Consider the following 21,284-nt stretch of genomic DNA (forward strand, 5'->3'; position numbering starts at 1 on the left):
AACTGTCCCTGTCCCGCGCCCGCCTCGCCGACGACATGCAGCTACCGCCGGCCACCATCGACCACCTGCTTGGCCGCTACGGCAGCGCCCTCACCGAAATCCGCGACCTCATCGCCGCCGACCCCGACCTGGCCCACCCCCTCGGCAACACCGGCTACCTGCGCGCCGACATCGTCTACGCCGTCACCCACGAAGGCGCCCTGCACCTCGACGACATCCTCACCCGCCGCACCCACCTGTCCATCGAAACCCCCGACCGCGGCACCGCCGTCGCCGCCGAAGCCGCCGCCCTCGCCGCACCCCACATGGGCTGGGACCACGCCGACATCGCCCGCGAAATCGAGCGCTACACCGCACGTGTGGCCGCCGAACTCGACGCCCAACACCAGCCCGACGACGCCACCGCCGACGCCATCCGCCGGACCGCACCCGACTCGCGCAGCACCCCCGCCACACCGGTCGGCGCCTGACCCGCGTTCCGGGTAACGCACCGCGCGGGGGAGGAGCGCGGTGCGTACCAACGCACCGCGCCATACCCGATGACGCCCGGTTCAGCCGGGCGGGTCAGCGAGCGCTGCCTGCCACAACGCATCGATTGCCGCCGGCGCGGGGCCGACCAGGGTCGCCGGCATCAGCATCCACACGACCACCACCTACTGAACCACCTCCCATACGCTCACTCACGGATCCACGACCCCGGCGCCGCCGAACACCCACGACCTCACCGGCGGATCGCGGCCGCGTCCACCGAACCGGCACCGCACGAAGCTGGGCAGCGCCGCGAACACATGGCAGCATCACCACAGTGAGCACACCCGCCACCGAGCAACACCTGCGCGACCTGGCCCGGCTCCGACGCGTCCGCGACCGCATCGACCGCGAATACGCCCAACCCCTCGATGTCGAAGCCCTCGCCCGCGACGCCCACATGTCCGCAGGCCACCTCAGCCGCCAGTTCAAACAGGCCTACGGCGAATCCCCGTACTCCTACCTGATGACCCGCCGCATCGAACGCGCCATGGCGCTGCTGCGCGCAGGCGAACTCAGCGTCACCGAGGTCTGCTTCGCCGTCGGCTGCCAATCACTGGGCACCTTCAGCACCCGCTTCACCGAACTGGTCGGCATGCCACCCAGCGCCTACCGCCGCGAAGCCGCCCACACCGACGGCATGCCCTCCTGCGTCGCCAAAAAGGTCACCAGACCGATCAGGAATCGAGAAGCGCCGCTCTCACCACAGCAATTAGCGTGACCAGCATGACCAACGACCTCACCATCGCCCAGACCTACCTGCCGCAGACCGACCCGGAAGCCGCGATCGGCTTCTACCGCGACGTCCTCGGCTTCGAAGTCCGCAACGACGTCGGCTACCAGGGCATGCATTGGATCACCGTCGGCCCGCCCGACCAGCCCGCCACCTCCATCGTGCTCTACCCGCCCGAAGCCGACCCCGGCGTCACCGACGACGAACGCCGCACCATCAGCGAAATGATGGCCAAAGGCACCTACGCCAGCCTCAACCTCGCCACCAAAGACGTCGACGGCGTCTTCGATCAACTCCAAGCCAAGGGCGCCGAAGTCGTCCAGGAACCCACCGACCAGCCCTACGGCATTCGCGACTGCGCCATCCGCGACCCCGCAGGCAACCTGCTGCGCATCCAGCAGATCAGCTGACCCCCGGACGACCGGGCCCGGCGCGCAGCGAACACCCAGCATCCCGCTGCGCGCCGGGCCGGTGATATCGGCATGCCCCCCTCCGCAGCCGCTTACGATCACCGTGAACACCGATCGACGCCGACGCCCCGCAGCGCCGCAACAGATGGAGAAACCATGAGCCCGGCCAAGACCGCCGCCGCAGCGCCGGCACAGCCACACCCCGCCGACACCCACGACATCATCCGTGTCCAGGGCGCCCGCGAGAACAACCTCAACAACGTCAGCGTCGACATCCCCAAACGACGCCTCACCGTCTTCACCGGCGTCTCCGGCTCCGGCAAGAGCTCACTGGTCTTCTCCACCATCGCCGCCGAATCCCAGCGGATGATCAACGAAACCTACAGCGCCTTCGTCCAAGGGTTCATGCCCAACCTGGCCCGCCCCGACGTCGACGCCCTCGACGGCCTCACCACCGCCATCATCGTCGACCAAGAACGCATGGGCGCCAACGTCCGCTCCACCGTCGGCACCGCCACCGACGCCAACGCCCTGCTGCGCATCCTGTTCAGCCGCCTCGGCCAGCCGCATATCGGCTCACCGCAAGCGTTCTCCTTCAACGTCGCCTCCATCAGCGGCGCGGGCGCGGTCACCATCGAAAAAGCCGGCCACACCGTCAAAGAACGCCGCAGCTTCAGCATCACCGGCGGCATGTGCCCGCGCTGCGAAGGCATGGGCAAAGTCTCCGACTTCGACCTCACCCAGCTCTACGACGACAGCAAGTCCCTGCGCGAAGGCGCCCTCACCATCCCCGGCTACAGCATGGACGGCTGGTACGGGCGCATCTTCATGGGCTCGGGCTTCCTCGACCCCGACAAACCCATCCGCAAATACACCAAACGCGAACTCAACGACCTGCTCTACAAAGAAGCCACCCGCATCAAGGTCGACAACGTCAATGTCACCTACGAAGGCCTCATCCCACGCATCCAGAAATCGTTCCTGTCCAAGGACCGCGAAGCGATGCAACCCCACATCCGCGCCTTCGTCGACCGCGCCATCACCTTCACCACCTGCCCCGAATGCGACGGCACCCGCCTCAGCGAAGCCGCCCGCTCCTCCAAGATCAACGGCACCAGCATCGCCGACGCGTGCGCCATGCAGATCAGCGACCTCGCCGACTGGGTCCGCGACCTCGACGAACCCTCTGTCGCGCCGCTGCTCACCACCCTGCGCCACACCCTCGAAGGGTTCGTCGAGATCGGCCTCGGCTACCTGTCGCTGGACCGCCCCGCAGGCACCCTCTCCGGCGGTGAAGCCCAGCGCACCAAGATGATCCGCCACCTCGGCTCCGCCCTCACCGACGTCACCTACGTCTTCGACGAACCCACCATCGGCCTGCATCCGCACGACATCCAGCGCATGAACGAGCTGCTGCTGCGGCTGCGCGACAAAGGCAACACCGTGCTCGTCGTCGAACACAAACCCGAAGCCATCGCCATCGCCGACCATGTCATCGACCTCGGCCCCGGCGCGGGCACCGGCGGTGGAACGATCTGCTACGAAGGCGACATCGACGGCCTGCGCGCCAGCGACACCCTCACCGGACGCCACCTCGGCTACCGCGCCACCCTCAAAGACACCGTGCGCACCCCCGACGGCGCCCTGGAAATCCGCGGCGCGAACCAGAACAACCTCATCGACGTCGACGTCGACATCCCCACCGGCGTACTCACCGTCGTCACCGGTGTCGCCGGCTCCGGCAAGAGCTCGCTCATCCACGGCAACCTCGCCCGCCGCGACGGCGTCGTCGTCGTCGACCAAGGCGCCATCAAGGGCTCACGGCGCTCCAACCCCGCCACCTACACCGGCCTGCTCGACCCCATCCGCAAAGCCTTCGCCAAAGCCAACGGCGTCAAACCCGCGCTCTTCTCCGCCAACTCCGAAGGCGCCTGCCCAGCCTGCAACGGCGCCGGCGTCATCTACACCGACCTCGGCATGATGGCCACCATGGAAACCCCCTGCGAGGAATGCGAAGGCAAGCGATTCCTGGCCGAGGTGCTCGACTACAAGCTCGGCGGCCGCGACATCAGCGAAGTCCTCGCCATGCCGGTCACCGAGGCCGAGGAGTTCTTCGGCACGGGGGAGGCCCGCACCCCCGCCGCGCACAAGATCCTGCAACGCCTCGCCGACGTCGGCCTCGGCTACCTCACCATCGGACAGCCCCTGACCACCCTGTCCGGCGGCGAACGCCAACGCCTGAAGCTGGCCACCCACATGGGGGAGAAGGGCGGGGTCTACATCCTCGACGAACCCACCACCGGCCTGCACCTCGCCGACGTCGCCAACCTGCTCGGGCTGCTGGACCGGCTCGTCGACTCCGGCAAAACCGTCATCGTCATCGAACACCACCAAGCCGTCATGGCCCACGCCGACTGGATCATCGACCTCGGCCCCGGCGCCGGCCACGACGGCGGCAAGGTCGTCTTCGAAGGCACCCCCGCCGACCTCGTCGCCGACCGCTCCACCCTCACCGGCGAACACCTCGCCGACTACGTCGGCGCCTGAACGGGCATCCGGCAGCACGTGAACGGCCGCACTCGGTACGTGTATGCCGTGCTGTCAATCCCGTCTGGTTCCCGATGCCGGGGTGGGGCGTTGGACCAGTGCCGAGTCCTTGTGCGCGGCGATGATGTCGCCGAGGCTAAACACCGCACGCGGATCCGGTAGCAGGTGACATTTGGCGAACACGGCGGCTCGGGCCAGGAGGCGGACCGCGGCACCGAACGCGGTTGGTGGCCGCGGGATGCCGAGGGTGTCGATCACATGCTCTTCGGAGAACGCCACCACCAGCCGGCGTCCGAACCAGTGCAGCGGCCGGGGGAACCAGCGGGTCGCGAACTGGTCGATGAGCGCGTTCGCCAGTCGTTGTCCGGCCGGCGAATACGCGAACTCCGGCCCATGTTCATAGGATTCGAGGAGCTGCTCCATCTCGTGCCAGGTGCGCGGGATATCGGCGACGCCGAGGCGTTCGGACACGCTGCGCCAATGCATGAGCTGGGCGCGGCGCTCGATATCGCTCAGTCCGGGTGCCCCCGCGATGCGGCGCAGGAGCCGGTCATAGATGAGGGTGAAGACGGCGGCGCTGCGCCGGAAGGTGTGCATGGGCATCGGCCAGTGACCGGCGACACCGGAGTGCCAATTCCGTACGTAGTCGAGGCTTTCGAGGCTCGTCGGGCTGGACACGCCCTCGTCGATCCACGAGAAGAGATGGAACATGGTTTCATCGGCGCGCCGGATTCCGTGGTCATAGACCATCCCGGTGCCGTTGCGGTCCACCGATTCCGCCGACACCGGTGGTCCGGCGAAGCGGATGAATCCCACGGTGTAGAACAGGTGCACCACAAGCAGACTCTTCGGTAAGAGCCGGCAGCTGGTCAATCTCACGATCCGTTCGCTGTCCACCTCCGGATCGAGTCGTTCGATCTCGGCGCGCATCCACTTGAAGCCACGCTTCTCGGTTGTCATCAGGGTTCTCCCATCACTCGTGGACTGCGATTTCGGACTTCGGTTCGGCAGCCGGCGCCGTACTCGTCCGCAGCAGGGCAACAGTCAGTACGACACCGATCACAGCCAGAGCGGCAGCGGCCGCGAAGGCGACGTTCAGTCCGGTCCGGTAGGCGTCGGCCGCTGTGAACTGCCTGGCCACCACATCGGCGAGCAGCAGCACGCCGGTGACACCGAGCCCCGACCCGACCCGCTGTGCGGTGTTGACCAGGCCCGCCGCGATCCCGGCGTCGGCCACGTCGACGGAGGTGACCGCGGGAGCGGTGACGCCGACGAACGCGGCCGGCAGCCCGATGCCGAGCAACACCGCGCCGGGCAGCACGTCGATCAGGTAGCTGCCGTGTTCGGGCAGGCGAGCGAACCAGGCCATGGCCAGGGCCTGCAACCCGAGGCCCGCCGCCAACACCCGCCAGGCACCCAGCCGATCCAACGCGTACGGGATCAGCGTGCGCGAGACGACGACGTTCACCACGGCCACCGGCAACACCGCGAGCCCCGACGCGGTGGGGCTGTAGTGCTGAGTGTTCTGCAAATACAGGGCCAGCAGCGCGAAGGTCGGCACATGTGCCGCGCCGACCAGCGCGTTGACCACTGCCGACCCACTCACCTGGCGAATCGCGAACAGCCGCAACGGCATCAAAGGATGTGGACTGCGAGCCTCGAGGAACACGAAGTAGGCGAGCAGCGCGAGCCCGGCTACCAGCAGAGCCCACGCCAGGGGACGAGTCGCCTCGTCGCCGAGCGCGCCGATGGCATAACCGATGATCAACAGCGCCGCGGTGCCGGTGATCGCACCCGGCACGTCGAGCCGGCGCACGGACCGGACCGAGGCAGCCGGATCCGGCGGGATCACCCGGAGGAAAGCCAGCGCCAGCACTCCCACGGGCAGGTTGATCAGGAATATCGACGGCCAGCCGAACACATCGGTGAGGGGACCTCCTACCGCGGTGCCGATGGCCGCACCCGCCGCCCCCATGGCGCTCCACACCCCGAAGGCGCGATTACGCGCAGCCGGTTCGGTGAACGTCATGGTGAGCAACGCCAGTTGAGCGGGGATCACCAGGGCCGCACCGAGACCCTGCAGGGCTCGCGCACCGATGAGCATCTCCGGCGTCGCGGCGAAACCGGCCAGCGTGGACGCCACCGTGAAGACGGCGAGCCCGGCCGCGAACATCCGCCGCGGACCGAGCAGGTCCGCGGCGCGCCCGCCCAGCAGCATGAATCCGCCGAAGGCGAGTAGGTAGGCGTTGGTCACCCAGCCCAGGCCCGCTTCGTCGAGCCCGAGGTCGACGCCGATGCTCGGCAACGCCACATTCAGCACGGTGGTGTCCAGGAAGACCACCAGCTCCACCATCGTGATCAACAGCAGGATCAGCCGATCCCTCGCCCCGAGTACACCGTTCGCCATGAACCAACCTTTCGCTAGAGCATCACTACAGTCAGATTTCACCAGAGTGCCGCTCTAGTCAAGTAGGATGTGCGTCATGACAGGCAAAACCACCGGTGTGCGGGCAGCCAAAGCAACGGCCAACCGAGCCAAAATGCTGGCAGCGGCACGGGAACTGTTCACCACCCGCGGCTACACCCCGACCACGATGAAAGCCATCGCCGAGCACGCCGGCATGGCCGTGCAAACGCTGTACTTCACCTTCGCCACCAAACGGGCGATCCTGTCCGAGCTCCTCGACATCGAGATCGCCGGCGACACCGAACCGGTCGCCACCATGGACCGTCCCTGGTTCGCGGCGGCAGTTGCCGCCGCACCCCACGAACAGATCCGGCGGCAAGTCGCCGCCGCGGCAACGATCTACGCCCGCGTCAGCCCACTACTCGAAGTGATCCGCTCCGCCGCGGCCACCGACCCCGAACTCGCCGAACTCTGGCAAACCAACATCGCCCAGCGCCACCTGGTCCAACTCCGCCTGGCCGAGGCCCTCGCCGCCAAAACGCCACTGCGCGGCGGCATCACCGCCGCCCACGCCGCCGACATCGCGCTCGCCACGCTGGCCCCCGAAACCTACCGCCTCCTCGTCCACGAACGCGGTTGGACCGATGCGGAATGGGAATCCTGGGCGACCGACGCCCTCACCCTGCAGTTGCTCCCCGCGGACGGGCCGCGCACAGACTCCATCGACACACCCGCACCGGAAGACGCACGATGAGCGTGCTGGTCCTCGGCGGATACGGAACCGTCGGCGCCCACCTGGTGCGATTGCTGCGCACCCACGACATCCCGGCACTCGCGGCCGGACGCCATCCCGCCCGCGCCGACCGCGTGGTCGACCTCGCCATGCTGGACAGCTTCACGGCCGCACTGACCGGAGTGTCGACCGTGGTGAACTGTGCGGGCATCGAAGACCTCCGGCTCGCCCAGGAGTGCGCCCGCCGCGGGATCGTCTTCGTCGAGATCTCGGCAACATCGGAGTACGTGCAGGCCCTCGAACACGTCGACGGGCCGGTAGTACTCGGCGTCGGCCTGGCACCCGGCCTGACAACGCTGCTCGCCGTCGACGCCCTCTCGGCCGACCCGGGCCCGGTCGACATCATGATCGGACTCGGCGTCGGCGAACACCACGGCCCCGCCGCCACGGCCTGGACCTACCGGCTACTGGGGCAGCACTTCACCGACCCGGACGGAACCCGCATCCGCAACTTCACCCAACCGACGTACTTCACCATTCCCGAACCGGCCGGATACAGACCGTTCCCCGCGCTACGCGCCGACTTCGCCGACCAACACCGGCTCACCCGCGAATTCGCGATACCCGTGCGCACCTACCTGCGCATGGACTCCCGCCTGGCCACCACCGGGCTCGCCGCCCTCACGTGGACGCCCGCGGCACAGGCACTGGCCCCACGGCGCATGCCCGGCAGCGACAGATGGGTAGTACTCGCCCGACCCGCCCACGGACCGACACGGTGGGCCACCGGCCGCGGACAATCCCTGGCCACGGCAGCAGTCGCCGCCACCACGGTCCAGGAGGCAGCACGTCGCCCGATCACCACGCCGACATGGATCCACGAACTACTCGAGATCGACGCACTGCGACACGACTTCTCCGCGACAGCCATCACGCTCGGCCACCCACACCAATAGAACCAACGAGATCACGCAACGGTCGACAAGCCGCGGCGGGCCACGAGGTAAGACACCGCCACCGAGCGACACCAATAGGGCATGGTCACTCCCACGCGCCCACACCCCGAACCCGCCTACCCACCGACCGACCTCCGGGACTGGCGCAGACGATGGCTGGTGGCGTCGGGATTCCCGCCGTGGTTGGCTGAGACCGTGGCCTCCGATCCCACCATCGACCTACTCGCGCTGGCCCAGCTCGTCGACCGAGGCTGCACCCCCGAACTGGCCGTGCGCATCCTCGCGCCGATGCCCGGAATCGAGACCCCGCCGTGAGCACCGTCAACCCCGCCACCGCCGACGCCACCCGCTCACACACCGACCAGCAATGGCTGACGGACCTGACCGAGGACGGACCCGCCGGACACCACGCCATCGCCCGACTACGCGAAGTCCTGCTACGCGCCACCCGCCACCAGATCTGGCGCCTGCGCCACCTGCTGACCGGCGCAGGCGCCGACGAACTCGAAGACCTCGCGCAGCAATGCGCCGACGACGCCGTGATCGCCGTGCTCCGCCAACTCCCGACCTTCCAAGGCCGCAGCCGATTCACCACCTGGGCCTACAAATTCGGCGTGCACCACGCAGGCGTCGCCGTCCGCAGGCAAGCCTGGCGACACCGGGAAATACTGCTACCGGAGGCCCTGGCCACGACCGCGGACCGCTCGCCGACACCGGAGGCGGTATTCGACGCCACCGAACTCGGCCGCGCGGTAGCAGCCGCCATCGACCGCGACCTCACCCCGCACCAGCGGCGCATCCTGCTGGCACTGGTCGTGGAGCAGGTGCCGATCGACGTTCTGGCCGAGCGCCTCGGCAGCACCCGCAACGCCCTCTACAAAACCCTGCACGATGCCCGTCACCGGCTGCGCACCGCCCTCATCGCCAGCGGACATCTGGAAACCCGCACCGATCGGAGCATCTCATGACCGATCCGCACACCGACCCCGGCGCCGACATCATCGCCGCACTGCTGGCCGATACCAGCCCCTACCTGTCCTGCGACGAATGCTTCGACCGGATCGACGAATACGTCGAACGCCGCATCACCGACCCGCACTACGACGACCCCGCCATGCGCGTGCACCTGGCCGGATGCGGCGCCTGCGCCGAAGAAGCGGCGGCCCTGCACGAACTACTCGACGGACCGAGGCAGTAGCGGCGCGAAAACTCCGCCGCCCGTGGGTAAGACCAGCCCCGCCGCCGCCACTAACAGTGTGGACCGGCAGTGCTCGGCAATCGCGCCGAGCGCATCCCACCGGGGCCGGTCGTCCCTCGCCTCGTTGTCAGGAGTAACGAATGACTGCGCAAGCCACCCGCACCCAGCCCACCGCCGGCCTCACCGAACCCGGCTACCAGGCGTTCTGGGCCTTGCGGCTCGGATTCGGTGTCCTGCCCATCCTGTTCGGGCTCGACAAGTTCGCCAATGTCCTCACCGATGACTGGACCCGTTATCTCGCTACCGCCGTGAACGACATCGTTCCCGGCGATGCGCACACCGCGATGACCATCGTCGGTGTCATCGAAATCGCGGCCGGGATCGCCGTTCTCGTGTTCCCGCGCCTCGGCGCGCCGCTCGTGGCGGCTTGGCTCGGCGGGATCATCGTCAACCTGCTGATCGTCGGCGGCTACGGCGATATCGCGCTGCGCGACTTCGGACTAATGGCCGCTGCCTTGGTACTGACTCGGCTGGCATGGGCCTACCCGAACGGGCTGCCCACCCGGCAATCGTGATGCTCGGCGGTCCACGGTAGACGCTCGGCGGAGACAAACTACCCTCCCCATATTCGTCACAGTGACGAATATGGGGAGGGTAGTTTTATGGCCAGGGGAGCGGACCGCGCCGGTTCATGCCCGGTACGCGGCGCAAACCCATCGGGTACCACCAATCGACCACCTTCCGGTGGCCACCTCATGCAGGTCGGCAATCCATGCCACGGCCGCCGCGAAACTTCGCAGCATTCGACATCGCGAGGCCGGACAGAGTCATCCGGACGATCTCGACCGACAACACACCGACCTGACATAACGCTGCTAATGAGCGCCCGGCCGAACGACGCGGCACCGACTGCATACATGCGGCGAGTACACAGACTCTCGTGCGGAAACCTTCCCGGAGCGGACGCCAGCGTTCTGGGTGCGCCGAAGTGCCATCTCGCGCATCAATCCAGACCGAATGGTCACCCCTTCCACCGTCGTCGTAGAACTACCGATAATCAACATTATGTCAACTCAGCTGGATCCGGCCGTCCCTCCGGACCTTCTCCTCCTATATGTGTGTCACAGATCGACGGCCGTCGGCGTCTAGTGGTAGGCATAGTCGACCGTGAGCGGACAGGAGCACCGATGGACAGCGCACCGGGCAGCGTGGAAGGTCGCGCGGAAGCGACCGAGATCTTCGTCGCGCACCGCAATCTGCTGTTCACCGTCGCCTACGAGTTGCTCGGGTCGGCCGCCGACGCCGAGGACGTCTTGCAGGAGACGTGGCTGCGGTGGGCCGAGGTCGATCTGGCGACGGTGCGGGATCGGCGGGCGTACCTGGTGCGCATCACTACTCGGCAAGCCCTGTCCCGGCTGCGGACATTGGGGCGCCGCCGCGAATCCTATGTGGGTCCGTGGCTGCCTGAACCGCTGCTGACCTCCCCCGACGTCGCCGAGGACGTCGAGCTGGCCGACAGCGTGTCGATGGCGATGCTGCTGGTGCTCGAGACGCTGGCACCGGTCGAGCGGGCGGTGTTCGTGCTGCGCGAGGTGTTCGCGCTGGACTACGACGAGATCGCCGAGGCCGTGGACAAGAGCCCGGCCGCGGTCCGCCAGATCGCGCATCGCGCCCGCGGTCATGTGGCGGCGCGGCGTCCCCGCGGGCCGGTGTCGGCGGATGAGACACGCAGTGTGCTCGAGGCGTTCCAGCGGGCACTGCAGACCGGTGATCTGCAGGCCTTGCTGGATGTGCTGTCACCGGAGGTGGTGTTGCTCGGCGACGGTGGCGGAATCAAACAGGCGTTGCCGCGGCCGGTGGTGGGCGCGCTGCCGGTGGCGAAGTTGCTGACCCATTCCTGGCAGCGAGTGGGTGCGGTGGCCTCGCTCGATATCGCGCTGGTCAACGGCAGGCCCGCGGGCGTATTGCGGCTGGACGGTGAGCTCGACAGTGTGCTGTCGCTGCGTATCGAGGACGGGCTGATCACCGGGATGTACGCGGTGCGCAATCCGGAGAAGTTGTCCCGGATGGAGCAGGAGATCGCGGTCAGCCGCTGAGCGGTCGCGGTGCACCGCTCCCCTGCGCCGGCCCGGTCCAGCCGGGAAATCCGGTAGCGCAAACCGCTCCCGGCGGACACTTGAATGGGTAATACTTCTGACTGTGTCCACCACCTCGGACTTCGAGCGCATGCTCCGTGGTGCTGCACTGCGTGTGACGGCGCCGCGAGTGGCGGTGCTGTCGGCCGTGCATGAACATCCCCATTCCGATACCGATTCGATTCTGCGGTCGGTGCGCCAGACCCTCGGGGCGGTGTCGCATCAGGCGATTTACGACGTATTGCGCGCCTTGACGGCCGCGGGTCTGTTGCGGCGGATCCAGCCGATGGGGTCGGTCGCGCGGTATGAGACGCGGGTCGGCGACAACCATCATCACGTGGTGTGCCGCAGCTGCGGCGCGATCGCCGATGTGGACTGCGCTGTCGGTGATGCGCCGTGCCTGACCGCTTCCGATGACAACGGTTTCGTGCTCGATGAGGCCGAGGTCATCTATTGGGGCGTGTGCCCCGATTGTTCGTCGTCGCAGTCCATGCCCGCACGCGGGTGATCACAGCCCGTTCACCCCTTCTCGAAAGGAACGTCGTGTCTGACAAGCCACCTACCAGTGAGAACACTGCCAGTGTCAGCGAGAGCGAGAACCCGGTAATCCCCTCGCCCACCCCGAAGGCGAGCCGGCCGCGGTCCAATCGTGACTGGTGGCCGGATCAGGTGGATCTGCAGGTGCTGCACCAGCATTCGGAGCTGTCGAATCCGTTCGGCCCCGATTTCGACTATGCGCGTGAGTTCGCGTCGTTGGACGTGGAGGCGGTCAAACGCGACATCTTCGAGCTGATGACGACCTCGCAGGAGTGGTGGCCGGCCGATTACGGTCACTACGGTCCGTTGTTCATCCGGATGAGCTGGCATGCGGCGGGCACCTACCGCATCGCCGATGGTCGCGGTGGCGGCGGTGAGGGTGCGCAGCGGTTCGCGCCGCTCAACAGCTGGCCCGATAACGCGAGTTTGGACAAGGCGCGCCGGTTGTTGTGGCCGATCAAGCAGAAGTACGGCCGCAAGTTGTCGTGGGCGGATCTGCTGGTGTTCGCCGGTAACTGTGCGTTGGAGTCGATGGGTTTGCCGACCTTCGGTTTCGCGTTCGGCCGCGAGGACATCTGGGAGCCGGATCAGGTGTTCTGGGGTCCGGAGGACACCTGGCTCGGCGATGAGCGCTACAGCGGTGATCGTGAGTTGGCGAAGCCGTATGCGGCAGTGCAGATGGGTTTGATCTATGTGAACCCGGAGGGCCCGAACGGGGTGCCGGATCCGGTGGCCGCGGCGCGCGATATCCGGGAGACGTTCGCGCGGATGGCGATGAACGATGTGGAGACCGCGGCGTTGATCGTGGGTGGTCACACGTTCGGTAAGACCCATGGTGCGGGCCCGGCGCAGGGGCATGTGGGTGCGGAGCCGGAGGGGGCGCCGCTCGAGCAGCAGGGCCTGGGCTGGAAGAGCACTTTCGGCACGGGTGTCGGTAAGGATGCGATCACCAGTGGTCTGGAGGGGACGTGGACGCCGACGCCGACCACGTGGGACAACAGTTTCCTGGAGACGCTCTACGGCCACGAGTGGGAGATGACCAAGAGCCCGGCCGGTGCGTGGCAGTGGATTCCGAAGGATGGGGCGTCGGCGGATGCGGTGCCGGATGCCCATGATGCGTCGAAGTCGCATCCGCCGGTGATGTTGACGACGGATCTGTCGCTGCGGATGGACCCGGTGTATGAGCAGATCACGCGCCGCTGGTTGGAGCATCCCGAGGAGTTGACCGAGGAGTTCGCGAAGGCCTGGTACAAGCTGCTGCATCGCGATATGGGGCCGGTGTCGCGGTATCTGGGTCCGTGGGTTCCGGAGCCGCAGTTGTGGCAGGACCCGGTGCCGGAGGTCGATCACGAGTTGATCGATGCCGAGGATATCGCGTCGTTGAAGTCGCAGATCGTGTCGTCGGGGTTGTCGGTGGCGCAGTTGGTGTCGACGGCGTGGGCGGCGGCGTCGTCGTTCCGGGGCACCGATAAGCGTGGTGGCGCCAATGGCGGGCGGATCCGGTTGCAGCCGCAGCGCGGTTGGGAGGTCAATGAGCCCGATGAGCTGGCGCAGGTGGTGCGGGTGCTCGAGGGTGTTCAGGAGTCGTTCAATTCCGCGCAGAGCGGCAACAAGCGGGTGTCGTTCGCGGATCTGGTGGTGTTGGGTGGGTGCGCGGCGGTGGAGTTGGCTGCCAAGAATGCCGGGGTGCCGGTGTTGGTGCCGTTCACGCCGGGGCGCACCGATGCCACGCAGGAGCAGACCGATGTGGAGTCGTTCGCGGTGCTCGAGCCCAGTGCCGATGGGTTCCGCAACTATTACGGCAAGGGCAATCTGCTCTCGGCCGAGCATCTGTTGATCGATAAGGCGAATCTGCTGGGGTTGACGGCGCCGGAGATGACGGTGCTGGTGGGCGGTTTGCGCATGTTGGGCGCCAATTATCAGCAGTCGCAGTTGGGTGTGCTGAGTTCGGCGGCGGGTTTGCTGACCAACGATTTCTTCGTGAATCTGCTGGATATGGGCACCAGGTGGGAGGCGTCGGCCGCCGACGACGGTACCTATGTCGGTAAGGATCGGGTGTCGGGTGCGCCGAAGTGGACGGCGAGCCGGGTGGATTTGGTGTTCGGGTCGAATTCGCAGTTGCGGGCGTTGGCGGAGGTGTATGCCACCGATGATGCGAAGGAGAAGTTCGTCGCTGATTTCGTGGCGGCGTGGAACAAGGTGATGAATGCGGATCGGTTCGATCTGAAGTGAGGTCGGCGGCGGCCGGCTCTGGTGGGCCGGTCGCCGTCTCCCCGCGGGCGGGTAGGCTCGATGGTGTCGGGGGCTTTTCGTACGAACCATCCGTGGTTTCGTCGTCGCCCGGCCAGTGAACAGGGGCCGCCACGCGGTCCCGGTCAGGAGCGTCGTGATGACGCGACATTACGAGCCGATCTTGCTGGAACGTTCGGCACGGTTTTCTCTCCGCCATCGTCCTTCCGCAGTACGCCCGTCGTCGGCGTCGCCCGTTCGTCGCCCCGGGGCGGTTGATGGGGCCTGGTGGCCTCACACCAACGACTTGGTCGCTGAAATAGCCGATCTGGAGCAGCTGTTGGGCGACTGGGCCGACGGCGTCGACCGGATCATGTACAACCTGGATGCCTGGCGGTCGGCGCCGAGGCGCGCGAGGTTCGGCGGGCATTCGGTTCGTCTGGACGGATATCGTTACTTGCCCGCCGACACTGTGTGTGTCGTGGCCCTTGACCGCGATCGGCTCGTTCTCTTGGTGATCGCGCCGGATACTGTCGCCGGCACTGCGGAAACGTTGTTGTCGGCGGCGTCTGGGCCGGAAAGCGAGCTCACCGCCGGTGAACTGATGGCCGATGATAGTGGTCGCCGCGACCGCTTCCAGAGCGCAGCGGCGTTGGACCGCTGGGACGACGAAGGCGGCCACAGTGCGGCCTCTCCTCGTCGGCGTGCGGCCTCGGCGACTTCAACCGCTGCTGGTGGTCTGCAATGACGCAGAATCCGCCGCAGGATAGGGGCGGTGCCGCCGCCGACCGTGGTCTTGGTCTGTTCCGGGCCACGGTCGGCGGTGGGCAGCCCTTCGACTTGCCGACCCGAACTCCGCGGCTGGTGATGCGCGAGCGTGGCGAGGGTTGCGCAGGTGTGGATGGCGCTTGGTGGCCGAGGACCGACAACCTCACGACCGAGTTACACAATTTGGTCACGGCCCTCACGTCTCGTCTGGGCCGAACCTCGCGCATCACCTTCGATTGGAACGCGTTGAGTCGCTCCCAACGCCGCATCGATCCTCCCGATGGGATCGAGGTCACCGGATCGTTGCCTGGCCAGCCGCACGAGGTGATGTTCGTCTTCGGTCTGCACGGTGAGCTTCTGCGTTTGCTGGTGGTCGATCCCGCCGCGGACCCGGCCGACGCCGAAGCCCAGATCTGCGCGGCTCTCGCCACTACTGCCGACGGTCGGTGATCCGGAGCGTCCCCGGCCGGCGGGCTGAGACGGGAGCTGAGTCACTCGATCGGGACCACCGGTCATCACCGGCTGGAATCGTGAAGCCTCACCTTCGCGGCGGTCGGCGCCGTGTTGGTGCCGGGCGCGTCAGGGCACGATGACGGCGCGGCCGCGGAGGGTGCCTGCGGCCAGGCGCCGGTAGGCTTCCGGGGCGTCGTCGAGGGTGAAGCGTTCGACGGCGATGTCGAGGACGCCGGCGTGGGCGAGGTCGATGAGTTCGATCAGTTCGTCGCGGGTGCCCCAGTACGGTGCGGTGACGGCGGTTTCGTAGGGGCTGATACCGAAGCCGACGCGGGCGGCGGCTTGTCCGTCGCCGAGGCCGACGATGGTGACGTCGGCTGCGACGCCTGCGACGGCCATGGCGGTGTCGACGGTGGGTTGGTAGCCGACGAAGTCCAGCACGAGGGTTGCGCCGGCCGGTCCGGTGATGGCGCGGACGTTGTCGGCGGCTGCGGCGTCGGACAGTACCGCTTCGTGGGCGCCGACGGATTTGGCGAAGGCGAGTTTGTCGTCGGTGACGTCGAGGGCGATCACGCGGGCCGGTGAGAGGTGGCGTAGCAACTGGATGGCGACATGGCCCAGTCCCCCGCTGCCGATCACGACAGCGAAGGTGCCGGGCACGAGCTTGGGCAGCGAGCGTTTGATGGCGTGGTAGGGGGTGAGGCCCGCGTCGGTGAGCGGCACGGTCGCGACCGGGTCGAGGTCGCCGATCGGGACCAGGTGGCGGGCGGAGTCGACGATCAGGTATTCGGCGATGGCGCCGGGTGCGCCGAGGCCGGGTGGGAAGATGCCGAGTTCGGCTGCGCGGGAACAGTAGTTCTCGGCGCCTTGGGAGCAGAACCAGCAGGTGCCGCACCCCCATGGGCCGTAGACGACGACCGCCTCCCCCACCTCGAGCCCGGTGACGCCGGCGCCGAGGGCGGCGACGGTGCCTGCGCCTTCGTGGCCGGGGGTGAGTGGCAGCGGGAAGGTCAGGGCTTCGGCGGGCAGGGACATGACGAAGTCGTCGGAATGGCAGACCCCGGCCGCGGTGATTTTCAGCAGGACTTGGCCTGGGCCTGGTTCGGGGGTGGGGATCTCGCGGACTTCCGGTTCGGCACCGACCGCCGCGTATTGGAGAGCCTTCATCGCACGTCCTCCGTTCGATGCTGGTTGTTTCCACGATCGCATGTGCGCCCGGCATCCGTGTGGCAAATCGCCGGAGTGGGGCGTGTCAGTAGGCGCGGGCGAAGATCACTCGCGTGCGGTACGCCGACGGTGCGCCGCAGCGCACGCAGGGACCGGTGTCGGGTTCGCCGTCCATGGGGATGCAGCGCGGGGTGGCGGCGGTGTGGGCTTTGATCTCGGCTTCACAGGCGGGTTGCCCGCAGTGCCGGGCCAGTGCCCATCCGGTCGCGACGGCGTGTTCGAAGCTCGGCCAGTCGTCACAGCGGTGGGTGTGCTCGTCGCGGAAACGGGTGGCACGGGTCAGCAGCTGGTGGTGGAAGTCGTCGAGGAGGGCGGGCAGTGCGGTGGGTAGCTGCGTCAGTTCGATGGTGTGTTTGCCGTCGCCGAGGCGCGGCGCGAGGACGGCGGTGCCGGCGGCGAGGTCACGGGGTCCGAGTTCGAGACGGATCGGCACACCACGCATCTCCCATTCGTTGAACTTCCATCCGGGGCTGTGGTCGCGGTCGTCGATGCGTACCCGGATTCCGCTGCCGCGCAACGTGGTGGCCAGCTCACCGGCGGCGGCCAGTACCTCGGGTGCGGTGTCGCCGCGGGTGATCGGCACGACGACGACCTGCACGGGTGCCAGTTTCGGGGGCAGCACCAGGCCGCGGTCGTCGCCGTGGGCCATGATGATCGCTCCGAGCATGCGGGTGCTCATGCCCCACGAGGTGGTGTGGCAGAAAGTGTCGTGGCCGTCGCTGCCGGTGTACCGGATGCCGAAGGCGCGGGCGAAGTTGGTGCCCAGGTAGTGCGAGGTGCCGGCTTGCAGGGCCTTGCCGTCGCGCATCATCGCTTCGATGGTGTGGGTGTCGACCGCGCCGGCGAACCGTTCACTCGGGGTCTTCTCCCCCGCCACCACCGGGATCGCCGCGAAGTCGCGGGCGAGGCAGGTGTAGATGTCGAGTGCGAGCGCCATTTCCGCGCGTGCCTCGGTTTCGTCGGTGTGTGCGGTGTGGCCTTCCTGCCACAGGAATTCGGTGGTGCGCAGAAACGTTCGTGGTCGCATCTCCCAGCGCACGACGTTGGCCCACTGGTTGAGCAGCATCGGCAGGTCACGATGGGAGGAGATCCATTTCGCCATCATCTGCCCGATGACGGTTTCGCTGGTGGGCCGCACCACCAGCGGTTCGTCGAGCTGTTTGCCGCCGGCGTGGGTGACAACGGCAAGTTCGGGTGCGAACCCTTCGACGTGGTCGGCTTCGCGTTCGAGGAAGCTCTGCGGGATCAGCAGCGGGAAGTAGGCGTTCTCGTGTCCGGTATCGGTGATGCGGCGGTCGAGTTCGGTGCGCAGCAGTTCCCAGATCGTGTAGCCGTACGGTCGGATGACCATGGTGCCTTTGGCCGGGCCGCGGTCGACGAGTCCGGCCGCGAAGACCAGCTCGTTGTACCAGGCGGAGAAGTCCTCGCTCTGGGCGGTGACGCCGCGGTGCTTGCCTGCCATACCGGTAAGGCTATCGCCGCCCGCCAGTGAATTTTTCGCAGTGACTGCCCTGCGGCGGGACCTACCAGACGAGGGTCAGGTCGGGGATGCGGACGCGGCCGAAGAAGCGTTTGTCGATGTCGCTGCCGTCGTGGTTGTAGCCGTTCATGAGGTCGGCCAGTTCGTCGGCGAGGGCTTGCAGGGTGGGGCTGATGACGTCGATGCCGTCCTCGCGTACCCATCCCCATTCGGGTGGGACGTTGTCGATGGTGATGTCGATGCAGCTGTGGTGGGGTGTGTCGACGGTGAAGGTGATCTGGGGTGGGGCGTCGCCGATGGGGTCGCGCAGGGCGGGTTCGCCGGGGTGGACCGGGCGTGGGGCGAAGGTGGCGCGGGCCAGGACGATGTCGGCGCGGATCATGTCGGCGATGCGTTCGAGGTCGGCGTGGCGGCCCACCCGGTGATGGCGGTTGCCGTAGGTGCGGTCGCCGACGGGCGTTTCGGTGCCGGTTTTGGTGAGGATGCGATCGAGCATGCGCTGGGCGGTGGCGCGTTCCCCGTCACCGGTGTTGGGGTGCTCGATGAGCGCGCGCAGGCGGGAGATCCGCAAGGTTGCACTGGTCGCCATCGTCGCAGGGTATCGGACCGTGTTTGATCAGCGGCGTAACGCTTGCCGGATGGCGAGTTCGACCGGTGCGAGGTCCTCGGCCGGCCCGTCGAGCCGCAGTGCTCGGGTGGGGGTGAGTTTCGGTTGTCCGAGGATGCGTGGGGTGTTGCCGCGGTTGGGTTGGCCGGCGTGTACGAGGAACGGGTGGCATAGGTAGACGTCTCCGGCCCGGCCGGTGGCGTGCGCGGTGGGCAGATGCCTGGTGGCGGTGTCGGCGCGGGCGGCGAGGGTGCGGGCATCGAGACCGAGGTCGCCCTCGGGTTCGAGCAGGCGCGCGACGTGGTGGTGGGAGCCGACGCGCAGCCGGGTCGGTGCGTCGTCGTCGCCGACGTCGGTGAACAGGAACAGCATCAGCAGGGCGCGGTCGCGGGAGTTGATGTTGGCGCGCCAGGTGAGATAGTCGCCGGGTGTGGAGTCTTCGCCGGGGTAGCTGACGTCGACGTGCCAGCCGTCGAGGAGGGCCGGCTCCTCGCCCGGGAATCGGATGACGAACCCGCCCAGCGTCTTTCGCGGTTCCCAGCGGCCGCTTCCGACCAGGGTGTCGAACGCGGCATGCAGTGTCGCGGTGTTGGCGGCGTCGAGGAACGGCTGCTGGTCGTAGTCGCCGAGCCCGACGGCCGGCCCGGTCCGGGTGGTCGGGTCGATGTCGAGCCACAGGATGTCGCGGCATGCTTCGGCGAGTTCGCGCGGGAAGGCGCCGCGGATCCGGACGAAGCCGTTGTCGATGAAGTCAGTGACCTGCGCGTCGTCGAGCATGCGGTCAGCGTCGCGGATGAACTGTTTCGCCGCAATCCGATTTCATCGTCGCCGCGATGATCGGGGTCGCGGCGACGTCCCGGCAGGCACCGCGGCGCCGGCCGGGACTTTCCCACCGCACCCGGCAGTCATCTCCGTTTGCCGCGTGTTCGTGCGCAGGTGGCGCACCGGTCAGACATCCACGGCCGCGCTGTCCCCGAGGAGCGCCCGGACGTCGGGCAGGTTGCCGATCCGCTGTGTGGCCGGGCGGCCCGGCGCTTCGGTTTGCGCGCTCCCGGTGGCGCGCAACCGCGTCCGGATCTGCTCGGGGGTGCTGCGGCCGGATCCTGCGGCCGCCAGCGCGCCCTGGTAGCAGGCGATGGCGCCGACGACGATCGGTGAGGCGCTGGATGTTCCGCTGAAGGTGTCGGAGTACCAGAGGTCTTCGTCGCTGCCGCCCTGCAGGTCGCCGTAGCCGGTGGTGGTGACCTCACGCCCCCAGCCCTGGGCGTCGACGCGGGTGCCGTAATTGGAGAAGTCCAGCCGTGAACGGGCCGGGCCGTGATCGCGGCCGTGGGTGCCCGGCGGCGGTGCGCCCGCGCCCACCACGATCGCACCGGAATCGGCGACGCCACCGCGGAACGGATTACGCCATGTCGATGGGAATTCGGCCGGTTTGCTGTCGTAGAGCGCCGCGTCCAGATCCTCGCCGCCGTTGCCTGCGGCTTCTACGACCACCACGCCGCGGCCGATGGCGTAGCGGATGGCGGCCCAGTCGTCGGGCCACCATTCGATCGCGATGTAGCCGCGCTGATCGGGGCGGCCGGCGTAGTTGAATCGTGGTCCCGGGCGATGCAACTCGATCAGCAGGATGTCGCCTGCGCTCAACGCGTCGGCCGCCGATCGGATCGCGGCCGCGGAACCGCCGCCGCCGAATACCGACACCGCGCGAATCCCGGCTTCGGGCGCGATCCCGGTGATTCCGAAACCGTTGACGTCGCCGCTGATCTGCCCGGCCACCGCCGTGCCGTGATTGCGCCACCCCAGATCCGGTGACGGGCTGCCACCGATGACTCCGCCCTGATTGTCGAGCAGGTCCTCATGGGTGAACCGCCACGCGCCTTCGACGTCGATCACCCGGACCCCGGTGCCGCGGCCACCGGGCTGGGTCCACGCCCACTGCGCGTTCACTCCGTCCGGCGCCGGCCCCAGGTATCCCTGCCTGGCCAGGAAATCCGGTGTCACGGCGGGCGGTTCGGTGAGGGCGCGGGCGGCGACGTCGGCGACGGCGTTGCTGATCGGCGGCGCCAGCGGCGGTTCGGCGGGTGGTTTCACGTACGCGGCGGCCACGGCGTCGTCGGCGCGCAGCCGTTCGGCCTCGGCATCCGGGTCGTCCTCGACGCCGCTGACGGTGAAATAGTTCAGCAGTTCGGCGCCACCGGGTTCGGCCGGTGTGCCGGCCAGGCGGTGTTCCAGCCGCCGCGGCGGACCGAACACCCGCGTCAGGGCCGCATTCGGTAGCAGCTGCCCCAGCCGCGTTTCGGCCGACGCGCTCTCGCGCAGGGCCGCGGGGCCGATGG

At 67.8% G+C, this 21,284-nt stretch carries 22 protein-coding genes; 15 read left to right on the forward strand and 7 right to left on the reverse strand.

Annotated elements, in window-relative coordinates; all coding sequences use genetic code 11:
* The 4 genes from RJ05_RS18095 to RJ05_RS18110 all read left to right on the forward strand — a co-directional run.
* Nucleotides 1–470: glycerol-3-phosphate dehydrogenase C-terminal domain-containing protein (locus RJ05_RS18095; protein ID WP_036538755.1), on the forward strand; the 470-nt coding region annotated here is incomplete at its 5' end.
* A 335-nt stretch (nucleotides 471–805) separates the two neighbouring features.
* The gene (locus tag RJ05_RS18100; RefSeq protein WP_081597397.1) at nucleotides 806–1,249 is read left to right on the forward strand and encodes a helix-turn-helix transcriptional regulator; all 444 of its coding nucleotides are present in this window, start codon (nucleotides 806–808) and stop codon (nucleotides 1,247–1,249) included.
* Nucleotides 1,250–1,254: 5 nt separating this feature from the next.
* Complete coding sequence (locus RJ05_RS18105) at nucleotides 1,255–1,671, forward strand: VOC family protein (protein ID WP_036538782.1); 417 nt, start codon at nucleotides 1,255–1,257, stop codon at nucleotides 1,669–1,671.
* Between the two features lie 156 nt (nucleotides 1,672–1,827).
* Nucleotides 1,828–4,218 carry an ATP-binding cassette domain-containing protein gene (locus RJ05_RS18110; protein ID WP_036538756.1) on the forward strand — a complete coding sequence of 797 codons (2,391 nt, stop codon included), beginning with the start codon at nucleotides 1,828–1,830 and terminating at the stop codon, nucleotides 4,216–4,218.
* A 54-nt stretch (nucleotides 4,219–4,272) separates the two neighbouring features.
* Here the strand turns inward: RJ05_RS18110 and RJ05_RS18115 are convergent, their stop codons facing one another.
* Together RJ05_RS18115 and RJ05_RS18120 are read right to left on the reverse strand one after the other, a co-directional pair.
* On the reverse strand, nucleotides 4,273–5,178 hold the full coding sequence (locus RJ05_RS18115) for an oxygenase MpaB family protein (RefSeq protein WP_036538758.1): 906 nt from the start codon (nucleotides 5,176–5,178) through the stop codon (nucleotides 4,273–4,275).
* 13 nt (nucleotides 5,179–5,191) lie between these two features.
* Nucleotides 5,192–6,625, reverse strand: a complete 1,434-nt coding sequence (locus RJ05_RS18120) for an MFS transporter (RefSeq protein ID WP_051016686.1) — start codon at nucleotides 6,623–6,625, stop codon at nucleotides 5,192–5,194.
* Between the two features lie 76 nt (nucleotides 6,626–6,701).
* Here RJ05_RS18120 and RJ05_RS18125 point away from each other — a divergent pair, with 76 nt between their 5' ends.
* The 11 genes from RJ05_RS18125 (at nucleotide 6,702) to RJ05_RS18175 (ending at nucleotide 15,631) form a co-directional block, all read left to right on the forward strand.
* A complete protein-coding gene (locus RJ05_RS18125) occupies nucleotides 6,702–7,379 on the forward strand; it encodes a TetR/AcrR family transcriptional regulator (RefSeq protein WP_051016688.1) in 678 nt (225 codons plus the stop codon).
* Nucleotides 7,376–8,314, forward strand: coding sequence for a saccharopine dehydrogenase family protein (locus RJ05_RS18130; protein ID WP_036538759.1), 939 nt, complete (start codon nucleotides 7,376–7,378; stop codon nucleotides 8,312–8,314). The genes RJ05_RS18125 and RJ05_RS18130 overlap by 4 nt, the downstream gene beginning before the upstream one ends.
* Before the next feature lie 81 nt (nucleotides 8,315–8,395).
* On the forward strand, nucleotides 8,396–8,629 hold the full coding sequence (locus RJ05_RS18135) for a hypothetical protein (RefSeq protein ID WP_036538761.1): 234 nt from the start codon (nucleotides 8,396–8,398) through the stop codon (nucleotides 8,627–8,629).
* On the forward strand, nucleotides 8,626–9,282 hold the full coding sequence (locus RJ05_RS18140) for an RNA polymerase sigma factor (protein WP_036538762.1): 657 nt from the start codon (nucleotides 8,626–8,628) through the stop codon (nucleotides 9,280–9,282). The genes RJ05_RS18135 and RJ05_RS18140 overlap by 4 nt, the downstream gene beginning before the upstream one ends.
* A complete protein-coding gene (locus RJ05_RS18145; protein ID WP_036538764.1) occupies nucleotides 9,279–9,512 on the forward strand; it encodes a hypothetical protein in 234 nt (77 codons plus the stop codon). The genes RJ05_RS18140 and RJ05_RS18145 overlap by 4 nt, the downstream gene beginning before the upstream one ends.
* Before the next feature lie 140 nt (nucleotides 9,513–9,652).
* Nucleotides 9,653–10,087: a hypothetical protein gene (locus RJ05_RS18150; RefSeq protein ID WP_036538766.1), complete on the forward strand. Its 435-nt coding sequence runs from the start codon at nucleotides 9,653–9,655 to the stop codon at nucleotides 10,085–10,087.
* 612 nt (nucleotides 10,088–10,699) lie between these two features.
* The gene (locus RJ05_RS18155; RefSeq protein WP_036538768.1) at nucleotides 10,700–11,608 is read left to right on the forward strand and encodes an RNA polymerase sigma-70 factor; all 909 of its coding nucleotides are present in this window, start codon (nucleotides 10,700–10,702) and stop codon (nucleotides 11,606–11,608) included.
* Nucleotides 11,609–11,711: 103 nt separating this feature from the next.
* Nucleotides 11,712–12,155 carry a Fur family transcriptional regulator gene (locus RJ05_RS18160; RefSeq protein WP_036538769.1) on the forward strand — a complete coding sequence of 148 codons (444 nt, stop codon included), beginning with the start codon at nucleotides 11,712–11,714 and terminating at the stop codon, nucleotides 12,153–12,155.
* A 35-nt stretch (nucleotides 12,156–12,190) separates the two neighbouring features.
* The gene (gene katG, locus RJ05_RS18165) at nucleotides 12,191–14,416 is read left to right on the forward strand and encodes a catalase/peroxidase HPI (RefSeq protein ID WP_036538771.1); all 2,226 of its coding nucleotides are present in this window, start codon (nucleotides 12,191–12,193) and stop codon (nucleotides 14,414–14,416) included.
* Nucleotides 14,417–14,573: 157 nt separating this feature from the next.
* A complete protein-coding gene (locus tag RJ05_RS18170; protein ID WP_138445684.1) occupies nucleotides 14,574–15,161 on the forward strand; it encodes a DUF5994 family protein in 588 nt (195 codons plus the stop codon).
* 119 nt (nucleotides 15,162–15,280) lie between these two features.
* Nucleotides 15,281–15,631 (forward strand): DUF5994 family protein, encoded by a 351-nt coding sequence (locus tag RJ05_RS18175; protein WP_228797296.1) that lies wholly within the window; start codon nucleotides 15,281–15,283, stop codon nucleotides 15,629–15,631.
* A 129-nt stretch (nucleotides 15,632–15,760) separates the two neighbouring features.
* Here RJ05_RS18175 and RJ05_RS18180 read toward each other — a convergent pair whose 3' ends face one another.
* The 5 genes from RJ05_RS18180 to RJ05_RS18200 form a co-directional block, all read right to left on the reverse strand.
* Nucleotides 15,761–16,801 carry an NAD(P)-dependent alcohol dehydrogenase gene (locus tag RJ05_RS18180; protein ID WP_036538773.1) on the reverse strand — a complete coding sequence of 347 codons (1,041 nt, stop codon included), beginning with the start codon at nucleotides 16,799–16,801 and terminating at the stop codon, nucleotides 15,761–15,763.
* An 85-nt stretch (nucleotides 16,802–16,886) separates the two neighbouring features.
* A complete protein-coding gene (gene proS / locus RJ05_RS18185; protein WP_036538774.1) occupies nucleotides 16,887–18,323 on the reverse strand; it encodes a proline--tRNA ligase in 1,437 nt (478 codons plus the stop codon).
* 61 nt (nucleotides 18,324–18,384) lie between these two features.
* Nucleotides 18,385–18,930: a hypothetical protein gene (locus tag RJ05_RS18190; protein ID WP_036538776.1), complete on the reverse strand. Its 546-nt coding sequence runs from the start codon at nucleotides 18,928–18,930 to the stop codon at nucleotides 18,385–18,387.
* A 27-nt stretch (nucleotides 18,931–18,957) separates the two neighbouring features.
* Nucleotides 18,958–19,725 carry a phytanoyl-CoA dioxygenase family protein gene (locus RJ05_RS18195; protein WP_036538777.1) on the reverse strand — a complete coding sequence of 256 codons (768 nt, stop codon included), beginning with the start codon at nucleotides 19,723–19,725 and terminating at the stop codon, nucleotides 18,958–18,960.
* Between the two features lie 171 nt (nucleotides 19,726–19,896).
* Nucleotides 19,897–21,284: S8 family serine peptidase (locus tag RJ05_RS18200; RefSeq protein ID WP_036538779.1), on the reverse strand; the 1,388-nt coding region annotated here is incomplete at its 5' end.

This window comes from Nocardia cyriacigeorgica NBRC 100375 (assembly GCF_000308555.1).
In the GTDB taxonomy this organism is placed as follows: domain Bacteria; phylum Actinomycetota; class Actinomycetes; order Mycobacteriales; family Mycobacteriaceae; genus Nocardia; species Nocardia cyriacigeorgica.